Annotated in this window: 14 protein-coding genes; 8 read left to right on the top strand and 6 right to left on the bottom strand. The window is 59.0% G+C overall.

The features are described from left to right. Positions 1-164: 164 nt before the first annotated feature. The 3 genes from OK142_RS03340 to OK142_RS03330 are packed head-to-tail and all read right to left on the bottom strand — an operon-like array spanning position 165 to position 4,800. Positions 165-2,546 (bottom strand): LPS-assembly protein LptD, encoded by a 2,382-nt coding sequence (locus OK142_RS03340; protein ID WP_498681043.1) that lies wholly within the window; start codon positions 2,544-2,546, stop codon positions 165-167. Further along, on the bottom strand, positions 2,546-3,634 hold the full coding sequence (lptG, locus tag OK142_RS03335; RefSeq protein ID WP_082184064.1) for an LPS export ABC transporter permease LptG: 1,089 nt from the start codon (positions 3,632-3,634) through the stop codon (positions 2,546-2,548). The genes OK142_RS03340 and lptG overlap by 1 nt, the downstream gene beginning before the upstream one ends. Further along, the gene (locus tag OK142_RS03330) at positions 3,631-4,800 is read right to left on the bottom strand and encodes an LptF/LptG family permease (RefSeq protein ID WP_313608973.1); all 1,170 of its coding nucleotides are present in this window, start codon (positions 4,798-4,800) and stop codon (positions 3,631-3,633) included. Before OK142_RS03330 ends, lptG begins: the two co-directional genes overlap by 4 nt. 314 nt (positions 4,801-5,114) lie before the next feature. Between OK142_RS03330 and OK142_RS03325 the strand changes: the two genes are divergently transcribed. The 3 genes from OK142_RS03325 to OK142_RS03315 all read left to right on the top strand — a co-directional run bounded on the left by OK142_RS03325 (position 5,115) and on the right by OK142_RS03315 (position 8,269). Further along, complete coding sequence (locus OK142_RS03325; protein ID WP_313608992.1) at positions 5,115-6,608, top strand: leucyl aminopeptidase; 1,494 nt, start codon at positions 5,115-5,117, stop codon at positions 6,606-6,608. Between the two features lie 25 nt (positions 6,609-6,633). Next, positions 6,634-7,083: a DNA polymerase III subunit chi gene (locus OK142_RS03320; RefSeq protein ID WP_313608974.1), complete on the top strand. Its 450-nt coding sequence runs from the start codon at positions 6,634-6,636 to the stop codon at positions 7,081-7,083. A 157-nt stretch (positions 7,084-7,240) separates the two neighbouring features. Continuing rightward, positions 7,241-8,269: a sensor domain-containing diguanylate cyclase gene (locus OK142_RS03315; protein ID WP_498681041.1), complete on the top strand. Its 1,029-nt coding sequence runs from the start codon at positions 7,241-7,243 to the stop codon at positions 8,267-8,269. 32 nt (positions 8,270-8,301) lie between these two features. Here the strand turns inward: OK142_RS03315 and OK142_RS03310 are convergent, their stop codons facing one another. Then, a complete protein-coding gene (locus OK142_RS03310; protein ID WP_498681039.1) occupies positions 8,302-9,228 on the bottom strand; it encodes a Gfo/Idh/MocA family protein in 927 nt (308 codons plus the stop codon). A 317-nt stretch (positions 9,229-9,545) separates the two neighbouring features. On the opposite strand from OK142_RS03310, the gene OK142_RS03305 reads away from it, so the two are divergent. From OK142_RS03305 to OK142_RS03285, 5 genes are all read left to right on the top strand, one after another. Further along, on the top strand, positions 9,546-10,760 hold the full coding sequence (locus OK142_RS03305; protein ID WP_498681037.1) for a GGDEF domain-containing protein: 1,215 nt from the start codon (positions 9,546-9,548) through the stop codon (positions 10,758-10,760). A gap of 112 nt (positions 10,761-10,872) precedes the next feature. Next, entirely contained in the window at positions 10,873-12,813 is a 1,941-nt protein-coding gene (locus tag OK142_RS03300) for an EAL domain-containing protein (RefSeq protein WP_498681035.1), read from the top strand. 285 nt (positions 12,814-13,098) lie between these two features. After that, entirely contained in the window at positions 13,099-14,754 is a 1,656-nt protein-coding gene (locus OK142_RS03295; RefSeq protein ID WP_498681033.1) for a sensor histidine kinase, read from the top strand. A 5-nt stretch (positions 14,755-14,759) separates the two neighbouring features. Continuing rightward, the gene (locus tag OK142_RS03290) at positions 14,760-15,368 is read left to right on the top strand and encodes a response regulator transcription factor (RefSeq protein ID WP_082184071.1); all 609 of its coding nucleotides are present in this window, start codon (positions 14,760-14,762) and stop codon (positions 15,366-15,368) included. A gap of 103 nt (positions 15,369-15,471) precedes the next feature. Further along, positions 15,472-15,954, top strand: a complete 483-nt coding sequence (locus tag OK142_RS03285) for a GlcG/HbpS family heme-binding protein (protein ID WP_082184072.1) — start codon at positions 15,472-15,474, stop codon at positions 15,952-15,954. Between the two features lie 54 nt (positions 15,955-16,008). On the opposite strand, the gene abc-f is transcribed toward OK142_RS03285, so the two are convergent. Both abc-f and OK142_RS03275 read right to left on the bottom strand, forming a co-directional pair. Further along, positions 16,009-17,892, bottom strand: a complete 1,884-nt coding sequence (gene abc-f / locus OK142_RS03280) for a ribosomal protection-like ABC-F family protein (RefSeq protein WP_498681721.1) — start codon at positions 17,890-17,892, stop codon at positions 16,009-16,011. 69 nt (positions 17,893-17,961) lie between these two features. Beyond that, the gene (locus OK142_RS03275) at positions 17,962-19,008 is read right to left on the bottom strand and encodes a GGDEF domain-containing protein (RefSeq protein ID WP_498681031.1); all 1,047 of its coding nucleotides are present in this window, start codon (positions 19,006-19,008) and stop codon (positions 17,962-17,964) included. Positions 19,009-19,179: the final 171 nt, after the last annotated feature.

The raw sequence follows: 19,179 nt of genomic DNA, 5'->3' as shown, positions 1-19,179 counted from the left end.
ATATCATCGCGATCCGCAAAACGGCAATGTGTCGGTCGTTGAAAGAAAACCCGATACGGTCTTATGCCAAGCCGACACTGGCGCGTTGTTGCGGCAAAACCGTGACTTTTACTGACTGAGCAGCAAAAAGGCAGGCCACGATGCTGTGCGGCCTGCCTTTAAACTCAGTAATTGTTCGGCTTCCAGCCGATATCCATGTCGGCCCAGTCTTCGTTTGCGGAGCCGATGCTGACATCGCCGAGTGTACGGAAAGCCAGACGGGCATTGATCGACCAGTCATTGGCGGCCTGCCGGCTGGAATTGATATTACCTTCGTCGGAGTAGCTGACCGTCAGGATCGTGCACTCATCCTGGTAGGCAATGCCAATACGGCGCTCTGCCGCAAATTTTCCGTTCAGATCGTAATTGATCGAGCCGAACAGCGACCAGTTGTCGTCCATGCGCAATGTACCTGACGCCTGGATGATATCGCGGTCTTCGTTATAGCCATATTTCGGCTGTGCCTTGACCTGCGTATAGCTGAGCTTGCCGGTGAGGCGGCGGTCCGAATAGCTGATGCCCGTCTCCGACCGGTTGATGTCGAGATCGTCCTTGTCGAGACGCAGGCTCGACGACAGCGAAAGGCCGATCGGCGCATCGAAAGCCGCCATGGCGACGTAATCCGAACGGTTGGATTCGAGGCCGGAATTGGCGCCGGCATTGACAAGATCGTAGGAAGCGAAGGAATTGTCGCCCGCCAGATGGAACGACTGGCCGGCAATGGCGCGAACGCCGTAGCCATTGTCGAAGGTGCCGTTATAGCGGAAGCCGATATTTGCGCGCGTGCCGCCTTCGATCCGGTCGAAACCGGAGAATTTGTCGCGCTCGAAGAGGTTGGTTGCGTCGAATACGAAGGCCTGCGCATCCTCGTTCGGAAGACGGCCGGCATATTGCTCGTTCGGCCGCACGAAGATCTGCGCGATCGGTTCGATCACGTGGCTGCTGTTGAGCGCCGTGAAGAGCCAGGGATAACGCACTTCCAGACCGCCGGTGACCATGCCGCGAAACGCTGCGTCGTCATGCATCATGCCCTGATAGGCATAGGATGTGCCGCCGGAGGTGAAGCTTGCCGGCGACATGTCGGTCCACAGCGCATCGCCACGTGCGGCAAGGATCGGCGTGATCTGCAGGCCGCTGTCCATCGTAAACGTACGCTTCCACTCGGCTTCGGTGGAAAGCCGCGTATAGTCGCCTTCAAGCCCGTTGAAGCGGGAATAACCGCCAAGCGCGTAGGCATCCTGCTTCAGACGGGTGATGCTGGTGAGGTTGGTCGTCAGCGAAAGTTCACCGCCATAGATCGGATCCGGCACGAAATAGCGGTAGTCGACAACGGGATGAACTATGGCCTGCTTGCGTTCCTTGGATTCGGTGTTGTCCGTATCCTGAACATTGAAATAATAGCCGCGCGCGTCGAAGCTGTTCCGCTCGCTCGAACCACTCAAATAGATCTGATTGGTCTGAACGTCGTTCCTGTAACCCTTCAGCCCGTAGGTGCGCGAAAAGTTGTTGTCGGTCTGCACCATGGCATCCCAGCCGAACGCCCAGCGCGGATTGATGCTGAAATCGCCCTTGCTGGCGATCATGCCGCGATTGTCGTTGAGCGCGTCGCTGGTTCCAGCCGTGAAGGTCTCGGATTTCAGCTGGCTGATGCCGGCAATCGTTACCGTATGCATGCCGGTCTCGAAACGCTGGCGCAATTCCGCCTGCAACAGCAGACCCTGCGTCGTGTAATAGGTCGGCGTGACGGTCACATCCGACGTATCGGACAGAACCTGGAAATAGGGGACGCCGATACCAAAACCGAGATTGTCGGTGATGCTCATCTGCGGGAACAGGAAACCTGACTTCCGCTTCACCGTATTATCGGGAACCGTCAGGAACGGCACATAGGCGATCGAATGGCCGAAAAGCTGCAGGCGCGCCTTTTCGAGCCGGATCGTATGGGTCTTGCCATCCTGAACGACGCGCTCGGCCTTGACCTGCCACAGCGGCGCTTTCTCAGGCTTGGCGGCGCAGGGCAGACAGGCCGTATAGACGCCGTTGTTGAGGACCATCAGATCGCCTTCGAGGCGCTCGGCGCTTTCGCCCGCGATACGGGTATTGTCCGGGGTCTCGACACGCAGCGCATTGACGAAGCCCTGACCGAAATCGTCAGTGACATCCATCTCGTCGGCATAAATCTTGTTACCGCCGGGCTCGATCAATTCGATGTTGCCATGGGCGATCACGCGGCCGGTCTGCTGATTATATTCCACTTGCTGGGCCACCATGCGGTAGCCCGAATATTTCATGCGAACCACGCCCTTCGCGATCACGCGCTGGGAATCGCGATTATAGGTCAGTTCATTTGCTGTAAGCAGGAGTTTCGAATCGTCTTGGCTTGCCGACGCGAGCAATCCATCCTGGCCGAAAGCGACCGGGCTGGATGCCAAATACGCGCACACAGCGGCACCTGTCAGAAGGGCCGTCCAAAGCCGCCTGATATTCCCGCGGTCATATACCGCCACTAGCCGTCCTCCTGATGAAGCAGAATTGTTGCCCCCAAAGCCAACGCCACGACGACTGGAACCCAGACCGCGACGGTGGGAGGGACAACACCACCACTCCCGAATGCCCTTACGAGCACGGTTACTACATAAAGCACGAAGCCGGAAACGATTCCACCCAGAATCACGGAGCGCGATTGGGCGAAGCGGCTGAACTTTAATGAAACGGTCGCGGCGATCAAGGTCATCGCAACCAGAAGCAGGGGCGTCGATAGCAGGAAATGATACTGCGTCTCAAGCGCTTTTGAAGACAGTCCAAAAGACTTTGCAACTTCGATCTTGTGAGAAAGATCAAAGAAAGCAACGGTTTCCGTCTGCGTCATCCGTTCCTGCACGAATTCGCGTCTCAGATTGGTACTGATCCGCGTGCTCTCTTGCCGAACTGGCACATGTCCGGCGCGTGTTTCTGTCACGCCGTTAAGAAGCCAGTAACCATCTTCCAACTTTGCCGACTTGGCATCCTGTCGCGAGACGATATTCCCGTCCTTGTCGAGGTGGATAAGCACCACGTCGAGAAGCATGGTTCCGTTGTCTTCGAAGCTCTTGGCGCCGATGATCGTGTCCTGACCGCCGCTTGCCTGACGCATCCACGGAATGATCTCCTGCTGGCGGCCGCCATTTGCTTCATTGCGCAGGCCCGCCTCCATCGCCAGCGACCGGTTCTGGCCCCAGGCGGCGATAGGATTGAGGACCACGACAGACAGAATGCCGATGAGGACAGAGCCAAGGACGAAAGGAAGGATGAATTGCCAGGCGGAGATGCCGGCCGCGCGCGTGACAACCAGTTCGTAACGCCGGTTAAGCGAGATCAGCGTCGTCATGCCGACGAAGAGCGCGATGAAGGGAACAGTCTGCTGCAGGATCAGCGGCAGGCGAAGCGCGGTGAGACCAAGCGCTGCCGGAACGGTATAGCCGGGCAGGCCGGACATGCGCCGTGCCGTTTCGCTGAAATCGGCGAGATAGATGATCGACGACACGCCGAGCACGAACCAGACGGCCGTCATCAGATATCGTTTGAGGAAATAGCGGGCGAGCGTGTTGAAAATCATGCGTTACCGCTCCCGGAGCTTCGCGCCAGCCGGCTGGAGAAAAGACGGCGTACGCGGCCGGCCGTATCGGCAATGATCTTCGGCATCCTAGGCTTGCGGCCCGTGATGAGAACGAAGGCGGCCGCAGCGCCGCTGAGACCCGGCACGGCATAGACAAGCGGAATGAAGGCCGCGCTCTGCTTGACCTGATTGGTGACGTAAAAACCGAGCCAACGCAGCATGAAAGCGGTCACAAGTGCTGCGACCATCGGATGCAGGCGCGCCTCGCGGTGTGAACGCGCATCGGCAGCGATGACCAGCGAGATCAATGCGAAGGCGAAGGCGAACATCCAGTCCGAGAGGCGCTTGTGCAATTCGCTACGGAAATTCTCCGGTGAGCGCTTGTAGCTCGCATTATTCTCGTCGGGCGAGAGAAGGAAGCCGAGGCTGGCATCGCCGGGAGAAAGCGAGGGTTCCGAATCCTGCTTTTCCGACATGGTCGAAAGGTCGAAAGCATAGGACAGGAATTTGACGATCGAGACCTTGCCATCAGGTGTCTTCTGCTGAACCTCACCGTCGCGCATGGTCAGCGACGTGCCGCTTTCATCGATCATGCCTTCCTTGGCATAATAGATGAGATCGAAATTCGGATCACGGCGGTCGGCGACGAACAGGCCCTTGAGGATGCGGCCCTGGCGCTGGGCGATCTGCACGTAAAGGCCGTCCTGAATGGTGCGGAAGGTCTTTTCCTCGATAACCGAGGACAGAAGGTCGGCATAGGCCGCGGCCACCATCTGCCGTGCGGAACTGCGAGCAGGCGGCTCGATAAAATTGGTAATGGTAAAAGAAAACGCGCTCAGAACCGCGGCCAGAATGAGAACCGGGCGAAACATGATCGAACGCGGCGCTCCGGCCGCATCGATGATGGCAAGCTCGGAATCATTGTTCATCGCCGTGAATATCTGGGTAATGCCGATGACGAGGGCGAATGGCAGCACGACCGGAATGAGCGTCGGCAGGATCATCGTCGCGAGCGCCATGAAGGAACCCATCGACTGACCGGTATCGGTAACGAGATTGATTCTCTGGAGAACCTGGATGGTCCATATGATCGCGAGCACCGGCAGCAACGCGACCAGAAACATCTGCGTTGTCCGCCGCAGGATATAGTTCTCGAGAAGCTTCATACGGCCCTGTTCGACATTGTTTTCCCGTGCGGTCGCCCGCCGGATTTCCGCTTATCTAATCGCATCGTTTGCAATTGGCTATTCCGGCATGCTCACAAATATGTTTTGCGCGACGATTTTTCCGTCGCCTGTGTCTTTTTGTGGAACAAGCTGTCGGTTTCATGACGTGACCGTGCATTCCACAAAAATACCTTTCCTTTAAAGAATATGGACCTTTAAAGAATGCAGGCCTTTAAAAATGCGGGGTTGCGCCAGGGGCCGAAAAGGCCATGATCAGGCGCACCACGCAAGTCGTCCACGAAGAGCAGGAAACCATGTCCGCCAAATTCGATATTTCTTTCGCCAATTCCGCCTCGCTTGAAAATGCCCTCGCCGTCGTGCTGCAGGCGTCTGGTGAGGCTCACGCCGTTGCCGGTGCTTCCGAGGCCGATCCGGGCGGCGTGATTGCCCGGGCGGCAAAGATTTCGGGTTTTGCCGCAAAGTCGATGACGACGCTCGATGTGATCACGCCGCAGGGTTCGAGCGCCGACCGGCTTCTCGTCATCGGTCTCGGCAAGCCGGCGAAACTTGTCGCGCATGACTGGCTCCGTGCCGGCGGCACGGCTGCCGCCAATTTCAAAAAGGCGGACAAGGTCGCCATCTACCTCGATGCCCCCGGCGTCGAGATCGGTGCGCAGGCGGCTGCGGATTTTGCGCTTGGCCTTCTTTTGCGCGCCTACAGCTTCGATGCTTACAAGACCAAAAAGAAATCCGACGACGAAAAGACCCCGAAGAAAGTCGAGGTCGTTATTGTCACAGCGGCCCATCAGGAAGCGGAAAAGGCTTTTGCCGTCTCCGAAGCGGTTGCGGGTGGCGTGATTCTCGCGCGCGATCTCGTCAACCTGCCGCCGAATGCTCTCGGCCCGGTCGAGTTTGCGGAAAAGGCTGAAGAGCTGCGCAAGCTTGGCGTGGAGGTGGAAATCCTCGGCGAGAAGGAGTTGAAGAAGCTCGGCATGAACGCGCTTCTTGGCGTGGCGCAGGGCTCTGCGCGTCCGCCCCGGCTTGCGGTCATGCAGTGGAACGGCGGCTCCAAGAAAGACGAGCCGATCGCCTTTGTCGGCAAGGGCGTCGTTTTCGATACCGGCGGCATTTCGCTGAAGCCCGGCCTCAACATGGAAGATATGAAGGGCGACATGGGCGGCGCTGCGGCCGTCACCGGCCTCATGCATACGCTCGCGGCCCGCAAGGCGAAGGCGAATGTCATCGGCGTCATCGGTCTGGTGGAGAACATGCCCGATGGCAACGCCCAGCGCCCCGGTGACATCGTCACCTCCATGTCCGGCCAGACCATCGAGATCATCAATACCGATGCCGAAGGCCGGTTGGTTCTGGCCGATGCGCTCTGGTACACCAAGGAGCGTTTTAGCCCGAAATTCATGATCAACCTCGCCACCTTGACGGGCGCGATCACGGTTGCGCTCGGCAATCTTCAGGCCGGTCTTTTCTGCAATGACGACGAACTTGCCGTGCGTCTTGCACAGGCGGGCGATGTGACGGCGGAAAAGCTGTGGCGCATGCCGCTCGGCAAGGATTACGACAAGATCATCGATTCCAAGTTCGCCGACATGAAGAACAGCTCTGGTCGTCTGGCGGGCTCCGTCACCGCTGCGCAGTTCCTCAAGCGTTTCGTTGGCGAAACACCATGGGCGCATCTCGATATCGCCGGCACCGCAATGGGGTCGCCGATGACCGAGATCAACCAGTCCTGGGGATCGGGCTATGGCGTGCGGTTGCTGAACGAACTCGTTCGCGCCCATTACGAAGATTGACGCGACGGAGCTTAAAAGTCTGCGGATGACTGAAATTCTGTTCTACCATCTGACGGAATCGAAGCTGGAGGATGCGCTGCCGCCTTTGCTCGAAAAATCGCTGGAACGCGGCTGGAAGGTCGCGATCCAGACGGTGGACGAGGAGCGTCGCGATTTCCTCGATGCTCATCTGTGGACCTTTCGTGACGACAGTTTTCTGCCACACGCGACGGACAGTTCTTCCACGCCGCAAAACCAGCCGATTCTTCTGACAGCATCGGCTGGCAACAGCAACGAAGCCAGCGTCCGCTTCCTGGTTGACGGTGCCGAACCGCCGGCCGTGGAAGCCTATGAGCGTATCGTGTTCATGTTTGACGGATACGATGCCTACCAGCTCGAAATGGCGCGAAATCACTGGAAAAGGCTGAAGACCGAGGGTCATGCCCTGACCTATTGGCAACAATCGCCGGAAGGCCGCTGGCAGAAGAAGGCCTGATCACGGCTCCCCACACAAACAGACTGGCAAAAATTCGCATGTGGCGCCGCCTGCCGGTTTTCGCATTATGAGCCGAATCGAACATAGCGCTCTGATCCGGCCGACAGGTGACTGAAAGTGGCGGCTGCCACAGACGAAACAGCAGAAGGACATCATCATGGGACAGGCGATTTCACGGCCCGACAGGGAAATAGAGCGTCTGGTCGCGGTGCGGTCAATCATGTCCTTCAAGAATGCCGAGATGCCGGAACTGGAAGTGCTGTCTCGATTGGGGCAGGGCGTCTTTGACGTCCCGCGTGCGGCCGTTCACATCGTCGATGAGGACTGGCTCCATATTGCCGAACAGGCGGGGATGCAGCTGTCGGAATGCCCGCGCGATCTGTCGATCTGCAACCGCGTCATCGCCAGGCAGGATGTCGTGGTCATTTCCGATCTGACCCAGCACCCGGATTTCCGCTTCATGTCCTATGTAAAAGGCGGGCCGGAATTGCGTTCCTATGCCGGCGCTCCGATCGAGCTGGAACCCGGGCTGGTCGTCGGTGCCTTTTGCCTTGTCGATACGGTGCCGAGAAAATTCTCCCACGGCGAAATCGACAATCTGAGGCATTTCGCATTGCTGGCGGCTGCACTCCTGCGTCTCCAGAAGGCCAATTTCACGATGAGCCTGGCGGAGCGCGAATTGCGGGATGCGGCGATGACCGATCCGCTGACCGGCTTTTACAATCGCAAGGCGCTGGAGGCGATTGTTGACAGCCAACTCGGCGCGGCTCTGCGGGAGAACGAGGCCTTCGGCGTGCTCTATCTCGATCTGGACGGTTTCAAGGCGATCAACGACACGTTCGGCCACCCGGCGGGTGACCGGGTGCTGACCGCCGCTGCCGCCCGCATTCGCAATGCGATCCGCAGCGAAGATACGGTGGTGCGCATGGGGGGCGACGAATTCGCCATTTTCATACCTCGTCCCAACACATCTGAGGTGATGAACGGGCTGGCCGATAGGCTTCTGGCCGCTTTCCGTGAACCCTTTGATGTCGACGGGCAGGCGGTCGGCGCCCGTCTCAGCATCGGCGGCGCAATCGCTCCGCAGGCGGGTTCGGACCGTGCCACGCTTTTGCGCAGTGTCGACGAGGCGCTGTATCAGGCCAAAAAATCAGGGCGCGACCGCTTCGTCAGCCGCGCCCTTTGATATATCTGGCTTTCGGCAACCCCTTGGCCTTCTCAGTCGTAGAAGGAATCCACGAATTTGTGGCGGCCGAGCAGGAAGGCGTCAGCCACATGGGTTAGTGGTGCAAGGTCGACGTCAGAGCGGCCGGCCTTGATGATCTCCGCGAAGCGCTCGTAAAGCGCCGGATATTCCCGTTCCGGCTGCGACAGTTTCTCTTCGCCGTTGATGGAAAGCTTCGCGCCGCCTTCCGACAGAACCATCCGTCCGGCTGCCGTTTCCGCCACGATATCCCAGCTCTGCTTGCCGGTCTGGCGCCAGTCGAATTCGGCGTGCACCGGCATTTTCGTCACGTCCGAAAAATGCAGGTCGGCGGCGATCGGCGCGTCGCGGTTTTCCGGGAATTCGAGCGTGGCCTTGGTCAGGAACAGAGCGCGGGGCAGGATATGGGTGATGATCGACAGCGCGTTGATGCCGGGGTCGAACACACCAAGGCCGCCCGCCTGCCAGATCCATGCCTGGTTCGGGTGCCAGTGGCGCACATCCTCTTTCCAGATCACATGCACGCTGTCGATTGTCGTCGAGGCCAGAAACGCCTTTGCGGCCTCAACCGCCGGCGCATAACGCGAGTGCCAGCTTGCAAACAGCGAAAGGCCTTTCGAATCCGCGAGGCGGATAAGGTCCTGAACTTCCGAAAGTGTCGCACCCGGCGGCTTTTCGAGGAAAACGTGCTTGCCGGCATTCAGCGCAGCATAGGCTGCCTCGTAACGATATTGCGGCGGCATGCACAGCGAAACCGCTTCGATCTGCGGAACGGCTTCCAGCATGGCCTCGATGGTGCCGTAGGAAGCAACGCCGTCCACCGTGCCGTGGCGGCTCGCCGTTGCAATCAATTCGAAATCCGGATTGCCCGCAATGGCTGGAAGGTGCTGGTCGCGAACGATTTTGCCGACGCCGACGATGGCAAGCTTGGTGGCTGACATGAATGGAACCTGTTTGAGCGCGTCATGGATAAAGTGTGACTTTACAAGTTTTTAGCAGAAACAATCGAAGGAGCAAGGCAATCGTCCTTGCGCGATGAGTGTTTTTTCAGTTCGTTATATCGCAACATAAATCGCGAGTTCTGTATTTTTATAGTACATAATATTTGAATTTTACAAATATTTTCTCGATATTTAAAGTGTTGTTTTTCGTTTCGAGGTGGTTTTAATGGTGTAAATTTAAGGTATATTCAATCGATATTCGATAATGATTTTATTAATTTTAGGTTTCGCTTGAATAGATTTTGAAGAGCACATGTATGGTGGTTTTACTTGGGGATGACCGTTCGTCCGGCTTCGTCCAGAAAGTCAACGAGAGCAATCGTCAATTCAATACATATGGATTGGTTTTCGGCGTCGTCCTCTATAATCTGTACATATTCGTCGACATGACGCTGGTGCCGGAGATCATCTGGCTGGATCTCGTCGTCCGGTTGTTCGTTATCACGCCGCTCCTGTTCCTTTATTTTCCCGCACGATATTATGCGACGAGGGCGCGGCCGGATGCGATCGCGCATGAGGTCCTTCACGGGCTGGGCTGCATGCTGGTCGTCGCGTCGCTGATGTTCATCTATGCCAATGCGAGGACCTCGGCGGCGAGCGAATATTATATGGGGATCATCACCGTCGTCCTCTACATGAATACGATACATCGCAAACCATTTCCGCTTGCGGTCATGGGAACGGTCGGTTGCATGGTCGTCTTCATCGTTGGCCTGGAATACGTCACGGTGACGAGTGAAGTTGCCAAGATGCCGGCTATCATGTGTTCGGTCGGTGTTGGCGTGGTCTCGCTCTTTGCTGCCTATCGCATCGAAAATGTCGAACGGCGGGATTATCTGGCGTCGGTGCGCGAAAAAACGCTGCTGCAACGCATTCAAAACGCAAATCGGGAGCTTCAGCAGCTTTCCAACACCGATCAACTGACCGGAATCCGCAATCGTCGCAGTTTTGATGAGGCGGCGGGCGAAGCTTCAGACAATGGCGGCAGGCCAAGGGCGCTCATCCTCCTCGATGTCGACTATTTCAAGAACTACAATGATTCAGAGGGTCATGTTGCGGGCGACGATTGTCTACGCAGGATTGCCGGCAGGTTGCGGGGAGCGCTACGCAAGGACGACGACGACAGAAGTTTCGTCGCGCGCTATGGCGGCGAGGAATTTGTGGTCTTGCTCGACAATTGCGCCGTCTCCGCAGCTCTCGCCGTCGGTGAAAGGCTGCGGCTGGCTGTGTCCGACGAGGCCATACCCCACCCGAACCGTCCGGACGGGCTGGCAATCGTGACAGTCAGCCTGGGGGTCGCGGTTTCGACCGATGGTAGGGAAATAACATCCGAAATGTTGAACCAGGCAGACGTTGCGCTTTACGAGGCGAAGCGCCAGGGCCGCGACCGGCTGGTGCTGGCGAACGAGAATATCGCGACGATTGCGAGGCCGGCTGGGTTCGCCGGTGTTGAGCCCGCAATAGCGATATAGACCGGCCGGTTCGACCGGCAGAGTGCGAATATGGTCCCGCACAAATGCGGGATCGGTGAAGGCCAAACGCCGGAATTCCGGCGCCATAACAATAATGACCGGGGGATTGCAGATGATGGAATTGATCGCCACCCAGGCGGCGGCGGCCGCCGCCGAGCTTCCATTTCTGCTGCTCCAGGCAGCCGCCGTGATCGGCATGGTATCCGTGCTGATCCTTGTAAGGCGCGACATAGCGCTCGATGACGCGCGTTATAAGATCTACTATGGCCTCATATTCGGGGTGGCCGGCTTTTTGCTGACGCTCCTTGTTTCCGAGTTCATCAAGCTGCCCTCCAAACCCTATATTCGCTCGGACCTGTTGTTTCTGGCGGGTGTGCTGGGTTCCTGGCAGGGGGGATTGATCAGCCTGGCGTTTATCGCCGTCGGGCGTCTCGTATTCGGTGGCACTGCGCTGTTTTTCGCCGCCTTTCAGGATATGGTGGTCATTTCGGCTAGCGGAATCATGCTGTATGGCTGGATGCGCAGGCGCCGTCTCAACGACCTCGAAATTTGGGATATTCTCGGCGTGTTCGCGGTGAGATTCGTTGCCGCGCTGTTTGCGATCTCCCTGTCATTCGGCATTGGTCTGATCGACCAGGCGCTTTTCCTGAGCGCGGTCGGCCGCCGTACCCTGGGTGCGGTGGCCGTTGGTCTGCCGATGATCGCCTTCCTGCTTCTCTTGCTGCGCGGCGAAGCGCGCGCACGGGAAGAAGTGAGGAAACGCGAAGCCGCAGCACGGACCGATTCCCTGACTGGCCTCCCCAACAGGCGTGCCCTCAAGGATCATATCGAAATGACGACGAGGCTTAAACCGGCCGTTCCGCATGCCCTTGTGCTGATTGAAATCGTCAATATTGCCGATGTCGCTGCCTGCGAGGGCGAGGATTGGGGCGATCTTTTCTGGCCGAGGCTGGCGCAGGAGATCTGCGACGAGGACAACGGCCTGCTGTCCAAATCCAACGCACCATGCAGCTTCATGTTCGGCGATACGACACTTGCGGTTGTCATGCAGGGGATTTCGCTGGAGAAGTCGGAAAGCGCGAGGCTGATGATGCGTCTCCATGACGCGTTGAGCGCATTTTCCAAGTCTACGGAGACGGGGCCTGCACCGCACCTGAAAATCGGCGCGGCCAATCTGGATATGCTGTCCCGGCAGAACGTGGCCTCCTTCCTCAGGCATCTTAGCCTGGCGCTGAAGGGAAGCGAAAACCCGGTGCAGATTTTCCCGTTTTCCTTTGCTGAGAAAGCGACACGCGACGAGGGCGTGCGGCAGATGCTGGTCAGCTGGATCAAATCCGGCCAGCCACCAATTTATTATCAGCCGAAATTTGAAATGCACAATCGCCGCATGGTCGGCGCCGAAGCCCTTTTGCGGGCGGTCGATGCACGGGGGCAGTCGCTTTCGCCCTATTACGTGCTGGAGATTGCCGAGCGCCATCGGCTGCTGGTGGAGTTTGAATGGTCCACGATCGAAGCCGTTGTCCGCGACCTCGCCGACCTGCGGGGCCTCGATGCGGATTTTCACCTGGCCGTGAATATTTCCGCCTCGTCTTTTGCAACCGCGCGTTTTGGAGACCGTGTCGTTGCGCTTTTGAACGAGATGGGGGTGCCGTCGCAGCGCCTCTCGATCGAGGTGACGGAGATGAGCAGAATACCGAATATCGATATCGTGCAGCAGAATTTCGACAGGTTGAGTGCTGCCGGCGTGCGGCTCTCACTGGATGACTTCGGTACCGGTTATGCCGCACTCACCCTGCTTGCGCGGTTCCCGTTCGAGGAGGTTAAAATCGATCACTGGATGACGTCACGGCTCGATCAATCGAGGTTCAGGGAGGCGATCGCGCTCGCCTTCGAAAGCGCCGAGCGTTATGGCGCCAAGTTGGTGACGGAAGGCATAGAAACGGAGGAGCAGAGCAGGCTGCTCATGCAGATGGGCATCCGTTTCGGCCAGGGTTATCTCTATTCGCCCGCCGTGCCGCTTGAGCGGTTGAAGCCCATGAAGGAATGCGCCTAGCATCTTTCGGTCAAATGCGTCGCCCCTTATTCCCGTGCCTGTCACAGGAATCGGGCCGACACGTGTCTTTGCTATAGGCTCTTTTCTGCCCAGATATTTGGGCTGCTGGATGTCTATGACAAGCAAAGGGATGACGATAACCTGGAGCGCGGCGAACAATGGTAAGCTCCAGCGTGGTGTCTGAATTCAGCCCTGACTGGATTGAATGTTCCTCCGGTCTGTGCTGAGGAAGCCCTTAGACGAACCCATGTTCCGACCGTGTTTTGCGGTCACGCGAGCGAACGGATGCTTGAAAACGACGACATATGGCACGACGGGGCCGGCAAGCCTTCGCCGGAGAGACAGGCCACACGGGCGGGAAGCGTCAGCCAGTCGCTGCGGACGGTCGCCGATGCCGTGTCCGGTCGTCGGGGCCCTGCGGGCCATCCGCGCGCGACCTCTGGCTGGCCGTGGCTGAGGATGCTGCTGGTCTGGCTGTTGCTCATGGCGGCGGTCACTGCCGCTCTGGCGGCTTATCAATATGTCAGCCTGCTCGGCGAACTGGAACGGCAAAGCAACGCCCTGCAGGCGGAGGCTTCGCGCCGGGCAGATCAACACGACGCCCATGTGACCGCGCTTTCGGCCGTGGCGCAGGCGGAGCAGGGGCCGGACTACGGCCTGCTGCTCGATGTGGCGGCTCCCATCCTGCAATTTTACCCGCGCATTGATGAAGTTCAGCTTGTTTCCCTCAACGATGAGGGCCCTGCCATAGGCACCCGGCCGCTGGAAGGTGAACTGGCCGCGGCGATCCGCAGGGCGGGATCGGTATTTACCGGCCGGCCGGCATTGCTGGCGAGCGGGCTGAGGCCCGGGCATTACATGATCGTCAAGCGCAGCCCCAACAGCGAGACGGCGTCGAAACTGCTGGTGCTCGCCGTCGACAGCGCGGGACTGCTCGCATCAGACGCGCCCTTCTGGTCGGCGAAACAGGCCGTGATCCGGCTGAAGATGCCGGACGGTACATTGCTGTTCGGTCCGCCGGCACTGCCGGAAAAACCGCAATATGTCCGGCAACTGAGCAGCGCCAGCCAGCCGCTGCTTCTGGAAGTTGCCCTGTCCATTACCTGGCAGGATCTGTTGCCTGGCCGCGCTCTGCTTGCCCTGCTGGGCAGCGCCAGTGTCGTTTTCCTGCTCGGCATCGTGATGGTGAGACAGAGGATGCGTATGCGGGCTGCCGAAAGGCGGGCGGAACTGAGCGGTATGGAAGCAAGGCTTACCCATGCCTCGCGGGTCAATGCGCTGGGCGAGATGGCCAGTGGCCTGGCGCATGAGCTGACGCAGCCTCTGACGGCAATCTTGGCGCAGGCGCAGGCGGGGCGGCGGCTTCTCGCCCGCCAGGATCTCGCAACGCTTTCCGGTGCTCTGGATGACATGGTCGAACAGGCCCGATGCGCTTCCAACATGCTCGACCGGTTCCGCAACTGGTCGCTGCCGCATCGACGGCCGGCGGCGGCGCATGACCTGCGGGCGGCACTTCGCAATGTTGATGCGCTTCTTGCCGGTGAAGCGGCACGTCAGGATGTGATTATCGATATCATCGTGCCGGGCGCGCCGCTCCCGGTGCGGGTCGATCCGGTGGAAATCGAGCAGGTGATGTTCAACCTGCTGCGCAATGCGCTCGATTCGCTCGGCAGTTCGGAGGTCAGGGGCGCAATTACTGCCACTCTGAGCCAGCAGGGCGACTTCGCCGTGCTTGAAGTCACTGACAATGGCCCCGGCGTTGCGCCGGAATTGCGCGACCGGCTGTTTACGCCTTTCGCAACCACGAAAAAGAACGGCATGGGGCTGGGACTTGCGCTGAGCCAAAGGCTGGTGGAGCGCGCCGACGGCGAAATCCTTTATGTCGATCGTGAGAACGGCGCTCTTTTCCGGGTCGTCCTGCCCGTCGCGGCGGAGGCATAAAGGCCATGACCTTGCCCGTCTATCTCGTTGACGACGACGCCGCGGTGCGCAAGGCGCTGATTTTGCTGTTGTCCACCGTCGGCATCAAGGCGAGGGGTTTTGCCGATCCCATGGTTTTCCTCGGTCAATTGCAAAGCCTCGAGCCCGGCTGCCTTATCCTCGACATCCGCATGCCGGCGATCACCGGATTGAAGCTGCAGGAAAAGCTGCTGGAAGAAGGTGTTGACTGGCCGGTCATCATCATTTCCGGTCATGGAAATATTGATGCATGCCGCCGAGCTTTCCGCAACGGCGCGGTGGATTTCCTCTCCAAACCCGTAGACGAACAGGATCTCATCGACGCGATCCAGAAGGCGCACCAGACCCTGTCCCGCACGCTCGATGCGAAGGCGCAGCATGCCGAGACGCTGGCGCTGCTGTCGCTCCTGACCGCGCGTGAGCGTGAGATACTTGAACGCATCGCGCTTGGTTTCACCACCCGCCAGATCGCCGATGGACTTGGCCTTTCACCGCGCACGGTCGACAGCCACCGTGCGGCCATCGGTCTCAAACTCGGCACCACGTCGCAGGCGGAAATGACAAGGCTCTGGCTGGAGGCCGGAGAGGATCGTTAGGCGCGGATCGGTAGAACTACCGAGAGGGCGGCCAATCTTACGGATTCGCGGCCTTGCTCCTTGCGCCTAAAGTGCAGTCCTCACCACGCAAGAGGACTTTCTTATGCTCCGTAACCTTTTTATCGTTTCGCTTCTGATCGCCCCTTCGGCAGCTTTCGCACAGGCTTTGCCGACTGCGCCTTACCTGCCGCTCGAAATGGCGGAGAAGGCGGCCAGGGCAGCGCTTCAGGCCTGCTCGGCAAAGGGTAATGCCGTCACCGTCACCATCGTTGCCCGTGACGGCGCCACCAAGGTGATGCTGAAGGCCGACGGCTCCGGCCCCCATACGGTCTCCAGCGCAACCGGCAAGGCCTTTGCGGCCGCATCGCTCGGCCGTGACATTGGCGAGATTGCAGACTTCATCGCCTCCAAGCCCGCCAATGAAGGTCTGCGGACCATGGACGAGCGTCTGGTCATTCAGGCCGGCGGCCTGCCGATCAAGATCGGTGAAGCCCTGGTCGGCGGCATCGGCGTCGGCGGCGCACCTTCGGGCGCCATCGATAGCGAATGCGCCCGTGAAGGTCTCAACGCCATCGGCGCGAAGTAAGCACCGTCAAATTGCATACGGCGGCTTCGCTGGAAGCCGCCGCATTGTCGCGCATCACTGCGCCATCGCATCCTCATATTCGCTTGAAAGCATGAGCCACTGCTCCTCGGCGTCTGAAAGCTTGGCAGCGGCCTCGCCGCGTTCTTTCACTTTCTGCGCGGCCTTGGCGGGCGCTTTTTCGTATAAAGCAGGGTCCGAGAGTTCCTTGTCGAGCGCTTGAATCATTTTCTCAAGCTTCGCCGTCAGGGATTCGATTTCATTGATCTTTTTCTTGAGCGGTGCGAGCTGGGCACGCTTTTCCGCATTGGCCTTGCGCTGGTCGGCTTTCGATGCCTGATCGGCGGCGGCCTCGACCTTGTCTTCCTTCCGCTTGCCGGAGGAAACGACGAGGTCGCGATATTCCTCCATATCGCCTTCGAAGGTCTTGACAGTGCCATCAGCCACCAGCCACAGGCGATCCACCGTCGCCTCGATGAGGTGCCGGTCGTGGCTGATGAGGATGACGGCGCCGTCATAGTCGTTCAGCGCCTCGATAAGCGCCCGGCGACTGTCGATATCGAGATGGTTTGTCGGTTCGTCGAGGATGAGCAGGTTGGGCGCGTGAAAGGCCGCAAGCCCCATCAGCAGCCGGGCCTTTTCACCGCCCGACAGGTCTTTCGCCGCCGTCGCCATCTTCTCCGTTGCCAGACCCATCTGCGCCACCCGCGACCGCACCTGCGCCTCCGGCGCCAGCGGCATCAGCTTGCGCACATGTTCGACCGGCGTCTCATCCGGCACGAGATCATCCAGCTGGTGCTGCGCGAAAAAGCCGATCTTCAGGCCGGGCGCAACACGGAGATCGCCCGCCTGCGGGGCAAGTCGGCCGGAGATGAATTTCGCAAAGGTCGATTTACCGTTGCCGTTGGAGCCGAGCAGCGCGATGCGGTCGTCATTGTCGATCCGCAGATTGAGCTGTTTCAGGATTGATCTGCCCGGCTCATAACCCACGGCACCGCCATTGATGGCGACGATGGGCGATGCCGGTTGCTTTTCCGGCTCCGGGAATGTGATCGGCTGGACGTGATCCTCGATCACGGCAGCAACGGTGCCCATGCGCTCCAGCGCCTTGATGCGGCTCTGCGCCTGGCGCGCCTTGGTGGCCTTGGCGCGAAAACGGTCGATGAAGCTTTGCAGATGTTTGCGCGCAGCGTCGTTCTTGACCTTCGCCTTCATCTGCAATTCGTCGGCCTCGGCCTTCTGCCGCTCGAACTGGTCGTAACCGCCACGATAGAAGGTCAGCTTCTTCTGGTCGAGATGCACGATGGAGTTGACGGCGTTGTTCAGAAGATCGCGGTCGTGGCTGATGATGATGACGGTATGCGGATAACGGCGGATATAGTCTTCCAGCCAGAGCGTGCCTTCGAGGTCGAGATAGTTGGTCGGCTCGTCGAGCAGCAGAAGGTCCGGTTCGGCAAACAGCACGGAGGCAAGCGCCACGCGCATGCGCCAGCCGCCCGAAAAGGAGGAGGCCGGGCGAAGCTGCGCCTCGTGATCGAAGCCGAGACCGGCAAGAATGCTCGACGCACGGGCTTCGGCCGAATGGGCGTCGATATCGACAAGCCGCATCTGGATTTCGGCGATACGGTGCGGATCGGTTGCGGTTTCCGCCTCGGCCAGCAGCGCGCTGCGTTCCTTGTCGGCGGAAAGCACGATGGAAATCAGCGACTCTTCCGTTCCCGGCGCTTCCTGCGCCACCTGGCCGATGCGCGCCTGTTTCGGGATCGTTACCGAACCGCTTTCCGCAGAAAAATCGCCGGTGATGACCCGGAACAGGGTGGATTTGCCAGCGCCGTTGCGGCCGACAAGGCCTGCCTTTACGCCCGCCGGAAGCGTTACGCTGGCATGGTCAAGAAGCAGGCGCCCGGCGATGCGGGCGGAAAGATCGGTAATCGTAATCATGGCGCCGTTTTGGCCGAACTGCGTGGCCAAGGCAAGAGCGCCCGCGCCACACAGCAACAGAATGCAGCGTCAACAGCCGAGCTGCGCCAGATAGCTGCTGCGGCTATGTTGCGCCACGTCCCGGGAGTAGCCGATGACGCAATTGCGCGTGCCGCAGCGGGCGGAGAGCAGGGCGAGTTCGGCATGGCCGAAAAATTCGGCGGGCGTGGCGGTGCCGTCCACTGCCGCGACACCGATCGAAACCGTCAGATGTTCGCCTTCGCCCTCGCTGGTTACGAAGCGCAGGGCCGCCACGTTTTGCCGCAACCGCTCGGCAATTGCTTCAGCCGTATTTTGCGAGACGCCGGCGAACAGAAAGGCGAACTCATTGCCGCCGATACGGGCGACGAAATCGTCCTTCTTGATTGTCTTGCGAAAGAGTGTGGCAAACCGCCGAAGCGCCTTGTTGCCGGCGGTAGGGCCGTATTTTCCGTTGATTTCGCGGAAATGGTCGATGTTGAGCAGTACCATCGACGTGGTGGATGGCGCCTGATCGCCTGAGAAGAGGTCTTCGAGTTTTTCAAGGAATGCCGGCCGATTGGGAAGCGCCGTCAAGGCGTCACGCAGGGAGTTCGCCTGAAGCTCGGCCCGTCGTTTCTCAACTTCCCGGATTTTCATCAGCCCCATCGAGATGAAATGCTTGAGACTGGTCTGTTCTTCGCGAATGTCGCCCATCAGTTGCGCAAGCCGTTCCAGTGACGGCGGCTCATCGTGATCTTCCTCGGCAAGGCTGGTGACGAATGTTTCGCTGCGCTGCAGGCCGGCTTCCAGCCGCGCGGAAATCTGGTTCAGCGTTTCGAAAGCCGTGGCCGCCATCTGTTCCGCTTCGATGCGGGAGAAACCGGGCAGATTGTGCCTCTGGCCGATAATATCGATTTCATGCTGTTGCGGCGCGTTGCCGAGCGCGAGAATATCGCGCCCCATGGCCGGGTTATGCCCCGACAATATCTCATAGATCAGTTCATAATTACGCGGCAGCGGCGCAATGTTCATCTTGCCGATGAATTGCGTGATCCGGGTCACGACAAGACCGTTTCTGGACTGTTCGCGTTTTATATCGCCAGCAGATGTTGTCACGGTCAGCCCCAAGAGATCATGTTTATGAATGCGTCCAAATATTCGACTTCCGAATTGGGGTTACTCATACACGCGACGGTTTAAAATAGGCTAAACTCGCGGGAGGTTTTTGCCACCTTCAACCATAAATTCCGGCATGGTGAAGGCTGTAAGTCGCAAACGGCTTTTGAT

This window comes from Agrobacterium sp. BT-220-3, assembly GCF_025910175.1.
GTDB lineage: Bacteria > Pseudomonadota > Alphaproteobacteria > Rhizobiales > Rhizobiaceae > Agrobacterium > Agrobacterium oryzihabitans.
This window is presented reverse-complemented; position numbering and strand designations above follow the sequence as displayed.

Excerpts from the sequence above, each read along its gene's own strand:
- lptG (WP_082184064.1), bottom strand. The coding sequence starts at position 3,634 with ATGATTTTCAACACGCTCGCCCGCTATTTCCTCAAACGATATCTGATG.
- OK142_RS03330 (WP_313608973.1), bottom strand. The coding sequence starts at position 4,800 with ATGAAGCTTCTCGAGAACTATATCCTGCGGCGGACAACGCAGATGTTT.
- OK142_RS03325 (WP_313608992.1), top strand. The coding sequence starts at position 5,115 with ATGTCCGCCAAATTCGATATTTCTTTCGCCAATTCCGCCTCGCTTGAA.
- OK142_RS03320 (WP_313608974.1), top strand. The coding sequence starts at position 6,634 with ATGACTGAAATTCTGTTCTACCATCTGACGGAATCGAAGCTGGAGGAT.
- OK142_RS03315 (WP_498681041.1), top strand. The coding sequence starts at position 7,241 with ATGGGACAGGCGATTTCACGGCCCGACAGGGAAATAGAGCGTCTGGTC.
- OK142_RS03310 (WP_498681039.1), bottom strand. The coding sequence starts at position 9,228 with ATGTCAGCCACCAAGCTTGCCATCGTCGGCGTCGGCAAAATCGTTCGC.
- OK142_RS03305 (WP_498681037.1), top strand. The coding sequence starts at position 9,546 with ATGGTGGTTTTACTTGGGGATGACCGTTCGTCCGGCTTCGTCCAGAAA.
- OK142_RS03300 (WP_498681035.1), top strand. The coding sequence starts at position 10,873 with ATGATGGAATTGATCGCCACCCAGGCGGCGGCGGCCGCCGCCGAGCTT.
- OK142_RS03295 (WP_498681033.1), top strand. The coding sequence starts at position 13,099 with ATGCTTGAAAACGACGACATATGGCACGACGGGGCCGGCAAGCCTTCG.
- OK142_RS03290 (WP_082184071.1), top strand. The coding sequence starts at position 14,760 with ATGACCTTGCCCGTCTATCTCGTTGACGACGACGCCGCGGTGCGCAAG.
- OK142_RS03285 (WP_082184072.1), top strand. The coding sequence starts at position 15,472 with ATGCTCCGTAACCTTTTTATCGTTTCGCTTCTGATCGCCCCTTCGGCA.
- abc-f (WP_498681721.1), bottom strand. The coding sequence starts at position 17,892 with ATGATTACGATTACCGATCTTTCCGCCCGCATCGCCGGGCGCCTGCTT.